An 18,345-nucleotide genomic window follows, 5' to 3' on the forward strand; every position below is an offset into this window, starting at 1 on the left:
CCTGTCGATCTTGAGCATCGAAAGTAGTCAGTGTACTGACATAAATATCGATTTGTCTCGTGTTTTTTGTTCGGGTTTCTACGGAATTCCGATGCCCCAAGATGGACTTTGGAAATCTGCCAATTCGCCTCGATATGGCGCATTTTCATTGGAGAAATGCACCATGTTCGTGAGAACTTGCGCTCCCTATGCCGGGCTTCAGCGAAACATCTTTCCACGCAATCAAATGGCTCTTACACTTATGCAAGTTAACTGACTTACTCGGCAATGCCTGTTGACCGGATCACACTTTGGACGGAGGTGCCGCGCATGCGAGCCGGCGTCTCGATCCACGCGCCGAACCGCCTGCGAAGAAGCTTCGAGGCCGTCCCTTCGCAGGGGAGCGTGGCCGTGATGGATGGGCTTGATCGATTCGGCCGGTTCGTATCTCGCGTGTTCGATGCTGCACATCCGGTGCAGCCCGGCACATGGAAATCGGAAGGAGAAGGAAACGCATGGACCAAGCAGACATTCCTGCACGGCTGTTGAAGCGCGAAGGCATCGGCGCCCGGGTGCCTCGCAAGGAAGACGCGCGCCATCTGGTCGGCAAGGGCAACTTCGTGGGCGACTTCGTGCTGCCGGGGCTCCAGGAGGTCGCGTTCCTGCGCAGCTCGCTGGCCCATGCCGTCGTCACAGGCGTCGAGATTCCCGAGGCGCTGGCCGGGAAGGTGTTCCTGCGGGAGATGATGCCCGACGCGGCAGACATCGGCTCGCCGTCCTCGCTGCCCACCTACCAGTACTCGGCATTGCCGCCACTGGCCTCCGGCAAGGTCCGTCACGTCGGCGAGGCCATCGCGATGGCGGTTGCGCCGACGCGCGCCATGGCGGAAGACCTGTTGGAGGAAGTGCAGGTCTCATATGAAGAGCTGCCCGTCTATCACAGCGCCGAATCCGCTCTCGCAGCCACGGGAGAGTTCATGCATCCCGATTGGAAGGACAACGTGTTTCTCACGCTGCGCGCCAACCGCGACTTCGAGGAGCTTGCCGCGAAGGCCGAGGTGAAGGTCAGCCGCACGGTCGAGCTGTCGCGCCAGTGCATCGTGCCGCTGGAGGGCAAGTCGGTGCTCGCCTACTGGGACTTCCAGACCGATCAACTCGTGGTCGTCAGTGCGACGCAGGTTCCGCATCTGCTGCGCGTGGGAATCGCCCAGCACCTCTCGATGAACGAGGAAGCCGTGCGCGTCGTGTCGCCAGACGTCGGCGGCGCCTTCGGCTACAAGGGGCAGCTCTACCCTGAAGACCTGTGCGTTGCCTGGCTCGCCAAGACGTACCGCACGCCGTTCCGTTACCTCGAGGACCGGCGCGAGCACCTGATCGTCGGTGCCAATACGCGGCAGCATCACTATCGGCTCACCGCCTATGCGGACCGCACCGGAAAGCTGCTGGCGCTGGATGCCATCATCACCATCGACGGCGGCGCCTATTCCTACTATCCCTTCTTCGTCGGCCTGGAGCCCGGGCAGGCGATCGGCAACCTGCCCGGCCCCTACAGCTTTCGAGGCTATCGGTGCGAGACCCTCTGCGTCGCAACCAACAAGCCCGGGTTCATGGCCTATCGCGGCGTCGCGCGCACCGGCGTCTGCTTCGCGATCGAGCTGCTCATGGATGCAGTGGCGCGTACAGTGGGGCGCGAGCCCTGGGAAGTGCGAATGCAGAATCTCGTACCAGCCGCCGCCATGCCCTATGTCAACGTGGCCAACAAACACTTCGACAGCGGCGACTTCCCCGCAAGCCTGCGGCGCGCCGTGGAGATGATCGGACTGGACGCGGTACGCGAGCGGCAGGCACGCGGCGAGCCGGACGGCCGCCTCATCGGCTTCGGCACGGCCACCTATACCGAGCAGTCCGCCCACGGCACGACGGTGTTCGCCAACTGGGGCCTGCCGGTGGTGCCCGGCTTCGACCAGGCAGTGGTCAGGATGACCGCCGACGGTGGACTCGAAGTGCGTGTCGGCGTGCACTCGCACGGCCAGGGCATGGAGACCAGCTTCGCGCAGATCGCCAACGACGTGCTCGGCATCCCGGTGGCCAGGATTCGGGTGGTGCATGGCGACACCGCGCTCACCCCGTTCTCCTCAGGCACCTACGCCTCGCGCGCCACGGTCATGTCCGGAGGGGCCATCTCGGTCGCGTGCAAGGAGCTCCTGCCTCGCATCCAGTCGATCGCGGGCTACCTCATGGGCGTGGATGCGCCAACCGTCGCATTGATCGAAGGACGCGCCGTGGCCGGCGACAAGTCGATCCCCCTGTCGGAAGTCGGAGGCGCTTGGTACCTCACGCCGCAGGACCTGCCTGCCGACGTTCATCTCGGTGGCCTGGAGGTGTCTCGTGCGTACAAGCCCAACGTCGATACCGGCACCTTCACGTATGCGACACATGCGGTGGTGGTGGCCGTCGATACCGAGACCGGCGAAGTCGAGATCCTCGACTACGTCGTCGTCGAAGACTGCGGAACCATGGTCAATCCGATGATTGTGGAAGGGCAGACCATCGGCGGCATCGCACAGGGCATCGGCACCGCGATGTACGAGGAGAGCCCGTACGACGAACAGGGCCAGCCGCTGGCTTCCACCCTGGCGGACTACATCCTGCCCGGCGCCACGGAAGTGCCGCGCATCCGCATAGAACACTTCGAGACGCCTTCGCCGCACACCGAATTCGGTGCCAAGGGCGTGGGCGAAGGCGGCGCGATCGCACCGCCGGCAGTGATCTTCAATGCCGTGAACGACGCCCTGCGCGGCACGGGCGCCGCCGAAGTGCTGATGACGCCGTTGACGCCACGCCGCCTGCTCACGGCGCTGGAAGGCGCGAAGAGCCAACAGGAGCACGCTCGATGAAAGCGCCGAAATTCGCATACGCGCGCGTCCTCGAAGTGGATGAGGCGATCGCAGCGCTGGCCGCCGGCGCAGGCGCCACAAAGGCAATGAGCGGCAGCCAGTCGCTCGGACCGATGCTCAACCTGAGGCTGGCGCGGCCTGCACAGGTGGTCGACGTCGCACACATTCCCGACCTTCGGACGGTGAGCCGCAAGGCCGACTGGATCGAGATCGGCGCTGCCGTCACCCACGCCGAGATAGAGGACGGCGTGCATGCGCCGCTGGCGGAACACCCCATGCGCCAGGTTGCTCGCGGAATCGCCTATCGCGCGATCCGCACCCGAGGTACCGTCGGCGGCAGCCTGGCGCATGCCGATCCCGCGGCCGACTGGGTCGTAACCTTCGCGGCACTCGGCGCACGCGTGACGGTCAGGTCGCCGCGAGGCGAACGCACGGTCGAGGCCGACGCGTTCATGCTCGGCGCCTACACGACCGTGCTCGAGTCCGATGAACTCATCGTCTCCGTCGCGGTGCCTTCGCAGACTCACACGACGCGTTGGGGCTATCACAAGGTCTGCCGCAAGCCGGGCGAATTTGCAGAGGCCAGTGCGGCGGTCTATTTCGATGCCTCACGCAAGCGAGCGCGAATCGTCTTGGGAGCCGCTGACGGCCCTCCCCTGCTGCTGCATTCGCTGGCGGCCGAGATCGCGCTCAAGGGCACGGGCGCGGCGGGGCGCGAGGCACTGCGAGCAGCCGTGCAAACCGCACTCCCCGAACGCGACGCCATCGACCGCAAGCTCTTCACGGCCAGCCTGGAGCGCGCACTCGATCAGTCCGGCATCTTTGCCGACACCAGACAAGCGGAGTAAAAAGACTTGGACCCGATTTCCATTCAAGTGAACGGCCGCAGCTTCAGCCGGCAGACCGAGCCGAGGATGCATCTTGGCGACTTCCTGCGCGACGAACTGCACCTGACAGGAACGCATCTCGGCTGCGAACATGGCGTCTGCGGCGCCTGCACGGTGCTCGTCGACGGCCAGCCCACGCGCTCGTGCATCACGTTCGCCGTGGCTTGCGAAGGCCGCGAGGTCACCACCATCGAAGGCTACGAAGACGACGCGGTGATGCAGCGGCTGCGGCAGGCATTCACGCGCCACCACGCACTGCAGTGCGGCTTCTGCACGCCGGGGATGCTCACCACCGCGCGCGACATCGTGCTTCGCCTGCCCGAAGCTGATGAAGCGTGCGTGCGTCTCGAGCTGTCCGGGAACCTGTGCCGTTGCACCGGGTACCAGGGCATCGTGGACGCCATCCTGGACGTCCTTCAGCAACAGCGCATCAGCCCCGACGCGCAGTTCGAGCAACTGCGGCAACGATTGAGCGCGCCGCGCTCGGTCACGATGAAGCGTGTCGCCGCGGCGGCGCAGGCCGGATCGGCCACCCCGTCATCCACTTCGACATCCACTTCATCGACCGGGAAGCCGGCCGCCTCCGAACCGTCCGCTGCGGCGGACATGGCGGAAGTCGATCCGGTCCCGATGGCCAAGGCCAAGGCGAAGGGCAACGCGATCGAAGTCCATTTCGACGTGCCTTATCCGCTTGATCGGGTGTGGGAATTCATGGGTGACCTGCCTGCGGTGGCTTCGTGCCTGCCGGGCGCGACCATCGACTCGCACGAGGGCGAAAGAGTCAAGGGCACCATCGCCATCAAGTTCGGCCCGATGTCGGCGGCCTTCGCCGGCGCGGCGCGGCTGGAGCGCGACGACGCGGCCAAGCGCGCCGTCCTCCGGGGGGCCGGGCAGGACAGCCTGAGCAAATCGCGCACCCAGGGCGACATCAGCTATCGGCTGGAGGCGCTGTCGACCGACAACACCCGGGTGCACATAGACATGATCTACGCACTGCAGGGCCCGCTCGCGCAATTCTCCCGCTCCGGCCTAGTGAAGGATTTCGTGCGCCGCATGGTGGCGGACTTCGGCAAGCAGATCACCCGCAGGCTGGGCGGGCAGGCGGTGTCGGCCGGTGAGCCGCAGCCCACTGTCTCCATGGCCGCGATGATGTGGAGCGTGCTCTGGAACCGCATCCGCGGCTGGTTGGGAAGACCGCCGCGGCCTTGAGACAGGCCACGCCGGGTGCCGCAAGCCCCGGCGCAATGACAGGATTTTTCATCGATGCAATTTTCAACACCGGCCTGGAGCGAGAGCGACTGTGCATGGAACAGTTCGGAGTCGCAATGAGTTCCCTTCTTCATGGCTATCACGTACGCGCGAACGGGGTGCGGCTGCACTTGCTGCGCTATGGCGGGCACGGCTCGCGCATGCTCCTGCTGCCCGGCATCACGAGCCCCGCGATCACCTGGGGTTTCGTTGCCGAGCGGCTGGCTCGCCACTTCGACGTCCATGTTCTGGACTTTCGTGGGCGCGGCTTGTCCTCCAGCGCGCCCGGCATGGACGCGAGCCTCGATGCCATGGCGACCGACGTGCTCGCGCTGCTGGAGGTTCAGGGTTGGTCGTCCGTGACGCTGCTGGGTCATTCGATGGGCGCGCGCGTGGCGATTCGCGCAGCCGCGCGCGACGCCCGTCGCATCGACAGGCTGCTGCTGGTCGACCCCCCTGTCTCCGGTCCCGGCCGCCGGCCTTATCCGGTGCCGCTGTCCTGGTATGTGGAGTCGATCCGGATGGCCATCGAGGGTGTGACGGCCGACGAGCTTCGCCCCTACGCGCCGACCTGGACCGACGAACAGCTGCAACTGCGGGCCGAGTGGCTGCATACCTGCAGCGAGGAGGCCATCGTGCAGGCGCATGCCGGTTTTCACAGCGACGACATCCACGCCGACCTGGCCAAGCTGCAGACGCCCGGGCTTCTCATGACGGCGGGACGAGGCGGCGTGGTGCTTGCGGAAGACCTGACGGAGATCGAAGCACTCGCGCCAGGCCTGGTGCAGTGTCGGGTCCAGGGCGCCGGCCACATGATCCCTTGGGACGATGAGGACGGGTTCCATCGCCAGCTCGGCGAGCATCTGAAAATCGACCTGTCGTAGCGGTGGAGGCGCGATTGGCTATCCATTCACACACAGGGCAGCCGGTACACTCGCCGGCTGACTATCGGCGATCTCGAGATGATGACGAAGCGTTCCCCCGCTCAGAAGAAGACAGGTGGCGTAGCAGAGGCGGCAAAACCTCAGGGCCCCGAGCCTTTCAATCCGCTGCGCGAAGTGATGTGGCGTCGCCCGGGCTTCCTGATTCGTCGATTGACCCAGATCGGCCAGGCGATCTTCTTCGATCTGTGCAAGTCCGAGAGCATCACGCCGCTGCAGGTCGGCATGTTGACGGCACTTTCCATGAACCCCTGGCTTGATCAGAAGGCCATCGGCCGGGAGCTTTCCCTGGATCGGACGACGACGGCGGAAGTGCTCAAACGCCTTGGCGACAAGGGGCTCGTCGAAACGCGCGTCAATCCAGACGACCGGCGGTCAAGACTTTCGGTGATCACCAAGGACGGCCTGAACCTGATCAACGACCTGCAGGAAAGCATCCACCGATCGCAGGAGCTGTTGATCGAGCCGCTGTCGCCAGAGGATCGCGCCGTCTTCATGAAGCTGCTGGCGCAGCTCGTGGATGCACACGAAAAGATGGACAAGCAAGGCTAGTCCTTCAGATTCATACCGAGCGGCCTCTTGCCGCCTGGCTGCTGCCCCCTATGCGGCCCGGCCACATTTCCCGATTACTTTGGAGTTGCTGCAAAAGCAAGATAGAGATGGGTTACATAGCACCCCTGAAAGACATGCTGTTCGGCATCGAACATCTGGCCAACATCGGCGAGATCGCGAAGCTGCCGGGCTTCGAGGATGCCGGCCTCGAAACCGCACAGGCCGTGCTCGAAGAGTGCGCGCGCTTCAACCAGGACGTGATCGCGCCGCTGAACGTGGCGGGCGACCGCGATCCCTCGTCGTTCAAGGATGGTGCGGTCACCACCACGCCGGGCTTCAAGGAAGCCTTCGCGCAGTACGTGGCGGGCGGCTGGCAGGGGCTGCAGCATCCGGCGGACTTCGGCGGCCAGGGCCTGCCCAAGACCATCGGCGCGGCCTGCGGCGAGATGCTCAACTCGGCCAACATGAGCTTCGCGCTGTGCCCGCTCTTGAGCGACGGCGCCATCGAGGCGCTGCTCACGGCCGGTTCCGACGAGCTCAAGGCCACCTATCTCGAGAAGATCGTGAGCGGCCAGTGGACCGGCACGATGAACCTCACCGAGCCTCAGGCCGGCAGCGACCTCGCCATGGTGCGCAGCCGCGCCGAGCCGCAGCCCGATGGCACCTACAAGGTGTTCGGCACCAAGATCTTCATCACCTACGGCGAGCACGACATGGCGGAGAACATCGTGCACCTGGTGCTGGCCCGCGTGACGGGCGCGCCCGAAGGCGTGAAGGGCATCAGCCTGTTCGTGGTGCCCAAGTTCCTCGTGAACAAGGACGGCTCGCTCGGGGAGCGCAACGACGTGCATTGCGTGAGCATCGAGCACAAGATGGGCATCAAGGCCTCGCCCACCGCCGTGCTGCAGTACGGCGACCATGGCGGTGCAATCGGCTACCTGGTGGGCCAGGAGAACCGCGGCCTCGAGTACATGTTCATCATGATGAACTCCGCGCGCTACGCCGTGGGCATGCAGGGCATCGCGATTGCAGAGCGCGCCTACCAGCACGCCGTGGCCTACGCGAAGGACCGCGTGCAGAGCCGCCCGGTCGATGGCTCCATCAATGCCAGCGCGCCGATCATCCATCACCCCGACGTCAAGCGCATGCTGATGACGATGCGCGCCTATACCGAGGGCTGCCGCGCCATGTCCAGCGTGGCGGCTGCGGCCTACGACGCCGCGCACCATCACCCCGACGCCGACGCGCGCAAGCAGAACCAGGCCTTCTACGAATTCATGGTGCCGCTGGTGAAGGGCTACAGCACCGAGATGAGCCTCGAAGTGGCGTCGCTGGGTGTGCAGGTGCACGGCGGCATGGGCTTCATCGAGGAGACCGGCGCCGCGCAGTACTACCGCGACGCCAAGATCCTGACGATCTACGAAGGCACCACCGCCATCCAGGCCAACGACCTCGTGGGCCGCAAGACGGCGCGCGACGGCGGCCAGACGGCCAAGGCGATCGCCGCGCAGATCGAGAAGACCGAAGCCGAACTCGCCAAGAGCGACAACCCCGCTGCCGCGGCCGTGCTCAAGCGCCTGAAGGCTGCGCGCGAAGCCTTCGTCGAAGTCGTCGATTTCGTGGCCGGCCAGACCAAGGCCTCGCCCAACGCGGTGTTCGCGGGCAGCGTGCCCTACCTGATGCTCGCGGGCAACCTCGTGGCCGGCTGGCAGCTCGCGCGCTCGCTGATCATTGCGCAGGACCTCGCCTCGCGCAGCTTCGACACCGACTTCATGCTGGCCAAGATCGCCACCGCGCGCTTCTATGCCGAGCACATCCTGAACAAGGTGCCGGACATCCGCGACAGCATCGTCGAAGGTGCCGAGAGCGTGACGGCGCTGGCGCTCGAGGCTTTTTGAAGTAAAGATAGGGGACTCTTTCTCCGCGCGACGAAGGCCAAGCTCGGCGGCCCTCCCCTGCTACCGAAACCCCAATTCGCAATCGCGCCAGCCCCTGAGTCCCCCGCATGAACATCAAAGGCTGATCGCCGCAATCCCGGCCAGCACGATCACGCCCCCGACAACGCGCCGTGCGAGATGGTCCTCACGAAAGAGCCAGCACGCGAGGAAAGAGCCGATGACGATGGACGACTCGCGCAGCGGCGCGATCAAAGCCACCGGCGCACTCAGCATCGCGGTGAGAACGAGGATATAGGCGAGCGGGGACAACACGGCCACGATGAGGATCGGCACGGCATCGGCACGGAGGACATCGGGAATCCGATGCCGCCGCAGCAGCGCGATGGGTGTCAGGATCAGGCCTTGGAGCAGCAGCGTGCCTGCGTAATAGATCACAGGCGCCAGGTACCACGAGGTGACCGAGTAGCTGTCCCAGAGAGTGTATGCGGCGATGGTGCCGCCTGTCGCGGCCCCCCAGAGGATCCCCGGCACCGGATGGCGGGAGCCACTTCTGAACAGATTGCCCGCGACGACGAGGATGCCCGCGATGATCACCAACGCGCCGAGCATGGCGACCGTGGTGAGCCGCTCTCCCAACAGGAGAACCGCGAACAGCATCGTCAGCATGGGCCCCGTGCCGCGGGCGACCGAGTAGACCACCCCGAGCTCCGCACGGTCGTAGCCGGCCTGCAGGATGAGCGAGTACGCGATGTGCAATGCCGCTGAGACCGCAGAACCCACCACGAGCCGCCAATCAAGCACCTGTTGCCCCTCGGCCATGAGGGCAATGCCGATCGGTACGCACAGCAGCGCCGAGGCGCAGGTATAGGCCCACACGAACAGGAAGGTCTCGCCACGCTTGTACTTCGAGGCGATGTTCCACAGCGCATGCGCTGTCGCCGCAACGAGCACGAGCGCGACCGTGCCGGGATGCATCAGGAGATGTCGGGCAGGTCGATGCCCGCCCGTTCTGCCCGTCGGCTGCGCTCCGGGTCTCGCAACGCAAGCATCGCGACCAGCGCATCGATCACGACGAGCTGCGCCAGCCGGCTCCCCGCCGCGGCCATCTGCGCCGGAAGCGGCGCGCCGCCAACGACCAGCGCAACGTCCGCAAGCGTGGCCAGCGGTGTGCCGTACTGGTTGGTGATGGCGATGAGCGACGCCCCAGCCGAGGAAGCCGCATCGGCGACGGCGAGCGTGGCCGCCGTGCGTCCCGTCGAACTCACGGCGATGACGACATCGCCAGGTCCGAGCAGGCGCGTCGCGATCATCGCCGACAGGTGGTCGGGAATGCCGATGCTCGTCACGCCGACTGCTCGCAGGCGGAAGACTGCATCGGCGGCGACGGTTGCCGACGGGCCGGTGCCGTACGCGATGACCTGGCGCGCCGACTGGATGGCGCGGACCGCCTCGTCGACAGCAGGGAGTTCGACGGCCCCGGCGAGTGCGGCCAGTGCGTCGGTGCCTGCGCGGATGGACGTTTCGAGCACCGTGGCGGACGTCGCGTCCGCACCGAGAATTTCAGGCGGTGCGAAAAACCGGGTCGTGCCGCGGGCGCGAGCGATCTCGATCTTGAGCTCGGTGAACCCGGAGAACCCGATGGCACGCGCGGCGCGGACGACGCTCGGTGGCGAAACGCCCGCACGAGCCGCAACTTGCGCGGTTGTGCTCGCGCCGACGAATAAGGGATCGGCGAGCAGAAGAGCCACGACCTTCGCTTCGCTGGCAGCCAGATTGCCGCAGCGGGCCTGGATGCTTCCTATCCATTGCCCGAGCCGTCCTCCATCCAAAGAAACTCCGTTACCAACATAATCGCTCATCTGAAATATATTACAGTACTCATCCTAAGCAGACAACCGCCACGCAAGCAGGTGCTCTGCAACCAAGCCGCAGGAGTCCCGTTGCATGAATCCAGAAAGCAGTCCATCCGTGGCAGTCGTGGGTCCAGGTGCCATCGGCACCACGATCGCGGCGGTGCTGCACGAGGTCGGCCGCACGCCGTTGCTGTGCGGCCGCACGTCCCGCGGTCATCTGGCGCTGCGCGATGGCGATCGCCTCATCACCATTCCTGGTCCGATCCGGACGAATCCCATCCAGATCGATCACCCGGTCGACCTCGTCTTTCTGGCTGTCAAAGCGACGCAGATCGAGGCAGCCGCAGCATGGCTTGCCGCACTGACCGGCCCGGAAACCGTCGTGTGCGTTCTGCAAAACGGCGTCGAGCAGTTGGAGAGGGTCGCGCCACATTGCCCGCGTGGGCGGATCGTGCCCGCCATCGTGTGGTTTCCCGCGCAGGCGCAGCCCGATGGCTCGGTGCGCTTGCGTGGCGACGCTCGCCTCAGCCTGCCGGACGCGCCGGCTTCCCGCGTGATCGCCGAGGCGATGCAAGGCACCCGCTGTTTCGTCGAACTGGCGGCAGATTTCAAATGCCTGGCCTGGCGCAAGCTGCTGCAGAACGCGGTGGCCGGACTCATGGCGCTTACGCAGCGTCGCTCGGGCATGTTCGGCCGGTCCGACATCTCCAGGCTCACCCTAGGCTATCTGCAGGAATGTCTGGCGGTGGCCCGCGCCGAGGGCGCCGAGCTTGGCGACGAGGTGCCGCAGGCGATCCTCGACAAGTTCCAGGCGTCTCCCGCCGACATGGGCACATCCATCCTCACGGATCGCGAAGCCGGCCGTCCGCTCGAATGGGACATTCGCAACGGTGTCGTCTCACGTCGCGGTCAGGCTCACAACATTCCAACACCCATCAGCGACGTCTTGGTGCCGCTGCTCGCGGCTGCGAGCGACGGTCCTGGCTGATTCCCTGTCTACGCTATCCGTACTTCCACTGGGTCAGCGTCAAATCCTCGAACGCCCATTGAGAGGCGGGCCCGGTGCTTCAATTGGGCGGGGCCGATGCGCTCATCTGCCACGCAAGACGCGACTCTGCTTCCCCAAAAAAAACAATTTGGCTGGCCGAATGAGTGCCTCTTCAAGGATCAGATCCTTGAAGAGGCACTCAGACTCACGCTCAATCCCCTCGGCTATGCAATCGGTCACTCAATCGATCCATGTCGTACTCATTCACCAACATGGCCACGCAAAGATCCTCCAAGTCCCTTATTAAGAAGAGCAGTTCCAGTACCTTCGACAGTACGATGACCACGGACGTGCTCTCTAGCAGCTTGTATCCCGAGCCTTGCGTGCCTCTGCCAAGCTCATAGCGGGATAGCTGCCCAAAGCCATGCGCCCCTCCTTCCCGTTCGCGTAGGTCTTCCAGAACCACCGCTTTGAGCCGGCGGGACTGACCTCCAGATACAAGTCAGAGTCCCGGATGGCTCGGATTCTGCTCCATTGTTCCCCGGTCTGTTCCCCCGGTTTTACGCCGGCTACCAGTGGACTTAATCGGACATCACTGGACCGCCAAGTGGAGGTTCCCCAATGAAAAAGGGCGTTCACCGGACTTCAGTGAACGCCCTTGGACGTTATGTTGGTGGAGCTGGGGTGATCGAACTGCGTACGGGATGTCGAGATATTGGTGTGGACTGGACCGCCCGCCACAAAACATCCCGCCGGCCAGCTTCGCTGCCTTGCATCGCCAGCGCGCTGGCGATGCAAGGCAATCACCGGAGATCAAGTAGTCTCCACAACCTTGGACTCGCTAACTCAACATTGGCACGTCTACAGGGGGCAGGTCACTCAGGCCTGCCACGGCAGTCCACGCATGCGCTCGCGCTTTTCCTCTTCGTCGAAGTGCGCAAGCGACGGCTTGATCAAGTCGCTGCGCGCCACGATGCCGACCAGCGCGAACGACTGCGCGTCCTTCACCACCGGCAGGCGCTCCAGCCTGTGGCGCGCGAGGCGCGTGGCAACGGCGCGGCAGTTCTCGCCCGGCACCGCGAAATAGAGCGGGGCGTCGGCGCAGGCATCGCCGACCGTGGCGATGGGGTCGCGCGTGCCGCGTGCGGCGAGCATGGCTCGGTCGGCCACGCCGATCACCGCGCCGTTGCGCAACACCGGGAACGCGCGGTGCGCCTGCCCCTCGCCGAAATGCTCGAACATCGCCTGCGCCACCGGCATGGCCGCGTCGATGCTGCGCACCTCGCGCGTCATCACTTCTTCCACCGAATGCCGCTCCATCGGATCGATGCCGTACTCGCGGTAGATGTGATAGCCGCGGCGCGCGATCTTCTCGGTGAGGATCGAACGGCGCATCGTCAGCACGGTGAAGCCGTAGGCCACGGCCGAAGTGGCCAGCAGCGGCAGCAGCGCGTTGCTGTCGTGCGTGAGCCCGAAGGCGAAGATGGTGGCTGTGAGCGGCGCGCGCATCACGCCACCCAGCGTGGCCGCCATGCAGACCAGCGGCCACAGCATCGGATCATTGCCGGGCAGCACGTGCGAGATCACCACGCCCAGGCCCGCGCCCATCATCAGCAGGGGCGCGAGCACGCCGCCCGAGGTGCCCGAGCCCAGCGAGATGACCCAGATCACCGCCTTCACCGCCAGCAGCGCGACCACCACGCCCAGCGCAAGGTGGTTGTGCAGCAGGTCGCCGATCACGTCGTAGCCCACGCCCAGCGCACGCGGCTGCAGCCAGCCGCCGATGCCGACCGCGAGGCCGCCGATGGCGGGCCACCACATCCAGTGCACCGGCAGCTTGCCGAACCAGTCTTCCACCTTGTAGAGCGAGATCGAGAGCGACGCCGACAGCACGCCGCACAGCACGCCCGCGATCACGCACGACAGCATGGCGAGCGGGCCGGGCACAGCGGTCTGCAGCGGAAAGAGCGGGCCCGGGTCCATCAGCAGCGGCCGCGCGAAGCCCGCCACCGCGCAGGCCGCGGCCACCGGCAGCAGGCTGCGCGGGCGCAGCTCGAACAGCAGCAGTTCGACGGCCAGCAGCACGGCCGCCACCGGCGTGCCGAACACTGCCGTCATGCCTGCGGTGGCGCCTGCCACCAGCAGCGCCTTGCGCTCGGCCGCGGTGAGGTGGAAGTGCTGCGCGATCAGCGAGCCGATGGCGCCGCCGGTCATGATGATCGGCCCCTCCGCGCCGAAGGGCCCGCCGCTGCCGATGACGATGCCCGAAGACAGCGGCTTGAGCAGCGCCACCTTCGGCGACATCTTGCTCTTGCCAAACAGGATCGCCTCGATGGCCTCGGGAATGCCGTGGCCGCGGATCTTGTCGGAGCCGTAGCGCGCGACCAGGCCGACGATCAGACCGCCTATCACCGGCGCCACGATGACCCAGGCGCCCAGCGTGTGCGTGGCCGGCGAACGGTCGGCCAGCGAGAAAGTCTGGAAGAAGAACAGGTTGGTGAAGAAGCGGATCAGGTCAAGCAGCACGCGCGCGGCCACGGTACTGACGGCGCCGATGACGGCCGCCATGACGGTGATGCGCATGAGGCGCGTGTTGAGCGCGAAGTCGCCGCGCGGCGGATGGGAGTTGGCTTTGGAGCTCATGGAATTTCCGGAAGATCGATTTGCGGCACGTCGAACACGCCCTTGAGCGAGCGCAGTTCCGCGCGGTGGAGCTCGGCCAGCCGCAGCAACAGCCTCTCGCCCTCGGCGAGCAGGTGCACCTCGATCTGCCGGCGGTCCGTTTCGCTGCGCCGGCGCTGCACCAGTCCGAGCGCTTCGCAGCGCGTGACGAGCGCAACTGCGCCGTGCGGCTGCAGCTGCAGGCGTTCGGCGATCTCGCCAACCGAGGCCCAGTCGCGCCCCGGCACGCCCTTGATGTGCAGCAGCACCAGGTACTGCTGCGGCGTGAGGCCCTCGGCCTGTGCGGCGCGTTCGGAGAAGCGCTCGAAACGGCGCATCTGGTAGCGGAACTGGGAGAGCGCCTCGAAGTCGTTCTTGCGGAGCTTGTAGGCAGAAGGGGACATGGAATGAACGCCGGAGTCAGCCAACTATATCACGTCGTGATATAAAACCTGGTGAATCTAGGGTGACTACAAGATCCCGTACAGCCGGCCGGCGAACGTTGGAGCATCACCTCGCGCAAAGAGGACACCACGGTGCCTAGCATCGGACGGATGTTGAAGCTGCCGATCAGGTTGACCGCGACGGCCTCGCTGAAGGCGGCCAGTGCGTGCGGGTCATTCTTGCCCATGGTCTTCTCGGCCGGGGCGATGCCAGCGGAGCCGACGAGGCCGACCAGATTGCCGAGCTTGAGGGCGGCCGCCACGGCGACCTGACCGTCGACTTCCTGGCTCACGTCGCACTTGACGAACACGCCGCCGATTTCCTTGGCCCGCCTCTAGAATCTTTCTAATCGAAGACGCATACGAGTATGTGGTGAGACATCCCTTCCAATGAACGCTCCTGGCTTGTCGCCCCCTACTGACCAACAATCTGACGCGCCTAGTCGCACCGGGCTGCAGGCTCGGATCGTCGATTTGCCCGACAAGGACTTCCTTACCTGCAGCGAGCTAACGTTTTCGATCGCCGATGCGCTGGTCGGTCGCATCGAGGAGATGCAGCCCTCATCCGAGACGCGAGCAGTCTGGACAGATGAGTTCGCTTCCAGGCGTTTGTACCCGCGCTCATATTCGGCGCGGCAGATGATCATGCAGCGTAGGCGAGAGGAAGTTGCAGCTCTCTCAAGTGAAGTTCTCAAGCCATTGATATCGTCGGAAAGAGAACGCTGGCTAGACGCATGTGCGCACCGCCTACAGGACCTGCAGACCTGGGTGGTCCGGGAGAAGCTCCAGATCTTTACTGCGGCCCGGACACAAGCGCTCTCTCCCGCGCCAGGGACATATCTGCGCCGCGTGGATGCCGTCCGGTATTGCCTGGAATCCGGCTTCGAGATCAAAGAACGCGCGATCGCGGATACTCAGGTATCGCATCGCGCTCCAGCGGCACCAGCTGTCGCGGAGCCGAGATTTCACGCGGAAAGGCCGTCTGCCGCGAAGTCCAGCGCGAGGCTCCTTCGCGCCAAGGAAGCTATCTCCCGCACGGGCCTTTCTCGCTCGAGCTTTTATGAGCGTCAAAATCCAAAGGGCCGCTACTTCGACAACACCTTTCCCAGAGCAGTTCAGATTGGGCAGAGCGCCATGGGCTACCGGGAGGATGAGCTGGATGCGTGGATCGCCTCATTGCCGCAGAAGGGGCGCTGAGACGGCGTCGGACAACCCAGTAGCGGAATTGAAACTTGGCTCATGGCGCGAAGCGCCGGCATATGACGTGCCGTTGCTCATGCGCACGGACAACGGACAGGGGTTCGTCGGCCGGGAAATCAGCAAGCCTTGACAAAACGGCTCCCCAAGTGGCCGCAGCGGCAAGTTCCGCAACGAGTGCCTGCCCGCCGAATGGTTCCGCTCACGCTGCGACGCCGCAGCCCTGATCGAAGGTTTGCGCAACTACCACACGAGGCACGATCCGACCGTAGCCTGCCTCTCCTGACTTCGGCAGAGTTCAAACAGGAGAACCTCCACGAACTGCAATATGCCGCCTTCCAGAAATGACTATTTGACTAAACCGAGCGAGTCATTCGCTCTCAAAGGAAGACGATCTCAGCTAGAGTAGATGGTTGGACTACGATTTTAGAAATCGCACTTCCCAGACTGGATTGATAACACCGCGACGACGAGATGGAAGAAAGATCTGACGACAGGCTTGCGACCCAAGAAATATTTGGAAGCAAACATGATAAGCCGAAGCAACTCGAAAAAATGGGAATTTCTGAGGTCCGGCCGCACGATTTTCTGTGGGAGAGAAACATTTGCAAGGGGTCTTTGCATGTGATCGCCGGTCCGGCCGACTCTGGAAAAACGAAGGTTTCCGCGTGGATTGCGTCGGCTGTTTCGGGCGGCGGAATTCCGTACTGGCCAGATCTCAGCAACGTCCGCAAGGGCTTGGTTGTTGTATGCACAACCAATAGCCTTGACAGAAGCAAGTTTGATCTCCAGCTCAGGGCACTTCAATCCGAAGCCGACAGCATTGTCTATTTCGACTTGGAGAGCGCCTCCCATGAAGAAAATTTGCGAGATCTGGACGGGGCATTGCAGGCTTTTGGCCGTGCCCCCGCTCTGATCATTTTCGACGGACTCCCCCGAATCGACAGACGTCTAGAGACGAAAGCCGGCCTCCTATACGCCCAGTTTGCGCGAGACTATGACTGCGCGGTGCTGATCACAACAACGATCGATGACAAGCTCGCATCCACGCCCGCAGCCGTCGTAGGACGATTGGCAGTCTGCAATAGCGCCTCGGTCGTATTTGTGATATCGAAGATCAGCTTTTCCGAGGACAAGCAAGATGAGGAGGAAGTGTCTGGCCTGCTGCGGGTGAAATCCACAATTGGACCGCGCGATGAAGGATTTGGCTTTGAGATTGTCACTGTACAGGTTGAAGTTAACGGGGGGATGATTCCCATCGCAGTCCTCCAATGGAACGGCACACACATATACGGCCCACTCGCAAAACGGAAGGCACTTCAGGTTACGCAGAAGAGATACACGCAACGCCAGCGTGCGGCCAACTTCTTGCGAGATGCTCTTATGCGCGGGCCGATGAGGAGCGACACCGTGATTCGCCTTGGCGGACAAGCGCAGATTCCTGAAGACACGCTTCGACGGGCGGCCACAGATGTTGGCGTAATAAGAAGGTCGCAACCTGGAATCAGTGGGGGTCGCGGACCAGATCTATGGTCCCTCCAAGGTCTTGACCACCTCCCCGAACAGAGCGCGACCGCGGCAGGCGTGAGCCGCTGGCCTGTTCCAACCGCCCCTCATCTCTTCCCATACGCGCAAAATCGCACTGACACGGTTTATCAACCTGTACAGCATCCGCCAGTGAAAAACCTATTTCAAGAATATGCGTATACCGCTTCTTCTTACCTTGCGAACAGGCAGCCAAGCTCTCATGTGCAACCAAGTCCTTCGGGGCCTTCCAATCATGCTGGGGCGGGATCTCTTGGACAGACTGCCAAGGTTGCCGAACATTGGCAACCTCGGCAGTTTTCAACGCACACTGTACCAATGCCGTATCCCAGGCAAACGAGGTCGTCATCCCAGACGCCGATCAAAGACGCTTTCGTAGCAGGCTATCCGCCTACTAGCCCAAACATTGCAACGGCGCACCCAGTGACTCGAGTGCAGCCAGCCTCACCCAGTACGCTTGACGACCGCCACATGACAACCCATGTGCACACTGGCCAGACTGCCAGTGTTCAGCAACCCAGGCATCAAACGACGTGGACAACTTCAAGGGAGGCTGTGTCGCCCCCATCGGAAAGAGCCAGGACCGAGAACCCGTCGCATGGAAATCAAGCACTCAACGCGGCGAAGAAGATCCTGGTGAAGAAAGCCATGCAAGCATTTGAAGATTCGGGCAAATGATGGCCGTCAAGACCATTTCTCATTCGACTGCGGCATAACGCCTATAGCCGGCTCACCCCGAACTGCGGCTGTGCAGATCGAGGAGCCGCTCTTCAGGGTGTGCAGCGAAGGTTCCAACACTGAGCTTTGTCGCGAAGTCTCGTGCAGGCGGTGACACATAGGATGACTACAGCGCGACAGAAATGATGAGTTCAGCGCATGCATTCATGCAATGCCATCTACGGATGGGATGTCGTAACCCAGGTTCTTCGACTTGTCCCAGGTTTTCGTACCGTTCGGTAACAAGGCGATCTGTATGATTATCAATATCAAGTTGGCAAATGCAGGATTGCCGCCGAGTTGACAAACCTCCGGTCGCGATATCACCAAGACGCTGAAAGCGCTCTGCAGCGAATTGCGCCGATGAGATGTGTCTCAAAAATAATAGCGCACAACTTGAGTAAAAATTTACCCACCTCGCATCATCATCTGCCAGGCGCTGGGAAGTAGCCAGGCATCCGGCATAAAAAGTGCGGGAGCCATGCCCCGGCGTTTATATTGTTATTTATAGGGAGTCAGATGACTCCCTCTGACTAGAA

The 18,345-nt window shown here is 63.6% G+C and carries 14 protein-coding genes and 1 pseudogene; 9 read left to right on the forward strand and 6 right to left on the reverse strand.

The window, feature by feature from the left end; genetic code table 11:
• The first annotated feature begins 494 nt into the window (after window positions 1-494).
• From FHY06_RS13590 to FHY06_RS13615, 6 genes are all read left to right on the forward strand, one after another.
• The gene (locus FHY06_RS13590) at window positions 495-2,876 is read left to right on the forward strand and encodes a xanthine dehydrogenase family protein molybdopterin-binding subunit (RefSeq protein WP_184605471.1); all 2,382 of its coding nucleotides are present in this window, start codon (window positions 495-497) and stop codon (window positions 2,874-2,876) included.
• On the forward strand, window positions 2,873-3,724 hold the full coding sequence (locus FHY06_RS13595) for an FAD binding domain-containing protein (RefSeq protein ID WP_184605472.1): 852 nt from the start codon (window positions 2,873-2,875) through the stop codon (window positions 3,722-3,724). Before FHY06_RS13590 ends, FHY06_RS13595 begins: the two co-directional genes overlap by 4 nt.
• Before the next feature lie 6 nt (window positions 3,725-3,730).
• Window positions 3,731-4,972, forward strand: coding sequence for a xanthine dehydrogenase family Fe-S subunit (locus FHY06_RS13600; protein ID WP_184605473.1), 1,242 nt, complete (start codon window positions 3,731-3,733; stop codon window positions 4,970-4,972).
• 116 nt (window positions 4,973-5,088) lie between these two features.
• Window positions 5,089-5,895, forward strand: a complete 807-nt coding sequence (locus tag FHY06_RS13605) for an alpha/beta fold hydrolase (protein ID WP_184605676.1) — start codon at window positions 5,089-5,091, stop codon at window positions 5,893-5,895.
• Window positions 5,896-5,973: 78 nt separating this feature from the next.
• Window positions 5,974-6,504, forward strand: coding sequence for a MarR family winged helix-turn-helix transcriptional regulator (locus FHY06_RS13610; protein ID WP_184605474.1), 531 nt, complete (start codon window positions 5,974-5,976; stop codon window positions 6,502-6,504).
• Window positions 6,505-6,611: 107 nt separating this feature from the next.
• Window positions 6,612-8,402, forward strand: a complete 1,791-nt coding sequence (locus tag FHY06_RS13615) for an acyl-CoA dehydrogenase (protein ID WP_184605475.1) — start codon at window positions 6,612-6,614, stop codon at window positions 8,400-8,402.
• A 114-nt stretch (window positions 8,403-8,516) separates the two neighbouring features.
• On the opposite strand, the gene FHY06_RS13620 is transcribed toward FHY06_RS13615, so the two are convergent.
• Together FHY06_RS13620 and FHY06_RS13625 are read right to left on the reverse strand one after the other, a co-directional pair.
• The gene (locus FHY06_RS13620; protein ID WP_184605476.1) at window positions 8,517-9,377 is read right to left on the reverse strand and encodes an EamA family transporter; all 861 of its coding nucleotides are present in this window, start codon (window positions 9,375-9,377) and stop codon (window positions 8,517-8,519) included.
• Window positions 9,377-10,261 carry a MurR/RpiR family transcriptional regulator gene (locus tag FHY06_RS13625; protein WP_184605477.1) on the reverse strand — a complete coding sequence of 295 codons (885 nt, stop codon included), beginning with the start codon at window positions 10,259-10,261 and terminating at the stop codon, window positions 9,377-9,379. Before FHY06_RS13625 ends, FHY06_RS13620 begins: the two co-directional genes overlap by 1 nt.
• Window positions 10,262-10,346: 85 nt before the next feature.
• Between FHY06_RS13625 and FHY06_RS13630 the strand changes: the two genes are divergently transcribed.
• Complete coding sequence (locus FHY06_RS13630; RefSeq protein WP_184605478.1) at window positions 10,347-11,243, forward strand: oxidoreductase; 897 nt, start codon at window positions 10,347-10,349, stop codon at window positions 11,241-11,243.
• A 357-nt stretch (window positions 11,244-11,600) separates the two neighbouring features.
• On the opposite strand, the gene FHY06_RS35145 is transcribed toward FHY06_RS13630, so the two are convergent.
• From FHY06_RS35145 to FHY06_RS13650, 4 genes and pseudogenes are all read right to left on the reverse strand, one after another.
• A complete protein-coding gene (locus tag FHY06_RS35145; protein ID WP_409327452.1) occupies window positions 11,601-11,882 on the reverse strand; it encodes an Arm DNA-binding domain-containing protein in 282 nt (93 codons plus the stop codon).
• Window positions 11,883-12,122: 240 nt separating this feature from the next.
• Window positions 12,123-13,886, reverse strand: a complete 1,764-nt coding sequence (locus FHY06_RS13640) for a chloride channel protein (protein ID WP_184605479.1) — start codon at window positions 13,884-13,886, stop codon at window positions 12,123-12,125.
• Window positions 13,883-14,308: a MarR family winged helix-turn-helix transcriptional regulator gene (locus tag FHY06_RS13645; RefSeq protein WP_184605480.1), complete on the reverse strand. Its 426-nt coding sequence runs from the start codon at window positions 14,306-14,308 to the stop codon at window positions 13,883-13,885. The genes FHY06_RS13640 and FHY06_RS13645 overlap by 4 nt, the downstream gene beginning before the upstream one ends.
• Window positions 14,309-14,457: 149 nt before the next feature.
• Window positions 14,458-14,676 (reverse strand): annotated as a pseudogene (locus tag FHY06_RS13650) (3-hydroxyacyl-CoA dehydrogenase); the annotation flags it as partial.
• 145 nt (window positions 14,677-14,821) lie between these two features.
• Here FHY06_RS13650 and FHY06_RS13655 point away from each other — a divergent pair.
• Together FHY06_RS13655 and FHY06_RS13660 are read left to right on the forward strand one after the other, a co-directional pair.
• The gene (locus FHY06_RS13655) at window positions 14,822-15,544 is read left to right on the forward strand and encodes a helix-turn-helix transcriptional regulator (RefSeq protein ID WP_184605481.1); all 723 of its coding nucleotides are present in this window, start codon (window positions 14,822-14,824) and stop codon (window positions 15,542-15,544) included.
• 474 nt (window positions 15,545-16,018) lie between these two features.
• Window positions 16,019-17,767, forward strand: a complete 1,749-nt coding sequence (locus tag FHY06_RS13660; protein WP_184605482.1) for an AAA family ATPase — start codon at window positions 16,019-16,021, stop codon at window positions 17,765-17,767.
• The last annotated feature ends 578 nt before the right edge of the window (window positions 17,768-18,345 follow it).

This window comes from Variovorax atrisoli (genome assembly GCF_014195185.1).
GTDB lineage: Bacteria > Pseudomonadota > Gammaproteobacteria > Burkholderiales > Burkholderiaceae_C > Variovorax > Variovorax atrisoli.

Bases quoted from the DNA above. Each gene is read 5' to 3' on its own strand.
- FHY06_RS13630 (WP_184605478.1), top strand. From the start codon at position 10,347: ATGAATCCAGAAAGCAGTCCATCCGTGGCAGTCGTGGGTCCAGGTGCC.
- FHY06_RS13620 (WP_184605476.1), bottom strand. From the start codon at position 9,377: ATGCATCCCGGCACGGTCGCGCTCGTGCTCGTTGCGGCGACAGCGCAT.
- FHY06_RS13660 (WP_184605482.1), top strand. From the start codon at position 16,019: ATGGAAGAAAGATCTGACGACAGGCTTGCGACCCAAGAAATATTTGGA.
- FHY06_RS13590 (WP_184605471.1), top strand. From the start codon at position 495: ATGGACCAAGCAGACATTCCTGCACGGCTGTTGAAGCGCGAAGGCATC.
- FHY06_RS13605 (WP_184605676.1), top strand. From the start codon at position 5,089: ATGAGTTCCCTTCTTCATGGCTATCACGTACGCGCGAACGGGGTGCGG.
- FHY06_RS13595 (WP_184605472.1), top strand. From the start codon at position 2,873: ATGAAAGCGCCGAAATTCGCATACGCGCGCGTCCTCGAAGTGGATGAG.
- FHY06_RS13610 (WP_184605474.1), top strand. From the start codon at position 5,974: ATGATGACGAAGCGTTCCCCCGCTCAGAAGAAGACAGGTGGCGTAGCA.
- FHY06_RS13615 (WP_184605475.1), top strand. From the start codon at position 6,612: ATGGGTTACATAGCACCCCTGAAAGACATGCTGTTCGGCATCGAACAT.
- FHY06_RS13625 (WP_184605477.1), bottom strand. From the start codon at position 10,261: ATGAGCGATTATGTTGGTAACGGAGTTTCTTTGGATGGAGGACGGCTC.
- FHY06_RS13640 (WP_184605479.1), bottom strand. From the start codon at position 13,886: ATGAGCTCCAAAGCCAACTCCCATCCGCCGCGCGGCGACTTCGCGCTC.
- FHY06_RS13645 (WP_184605480.1), bottom strand. From the start codon at position 14,308: ATGTCCCCTTCTGCCTACAAGCTCCGCAAGAACGACTTCGAGGCGCTC.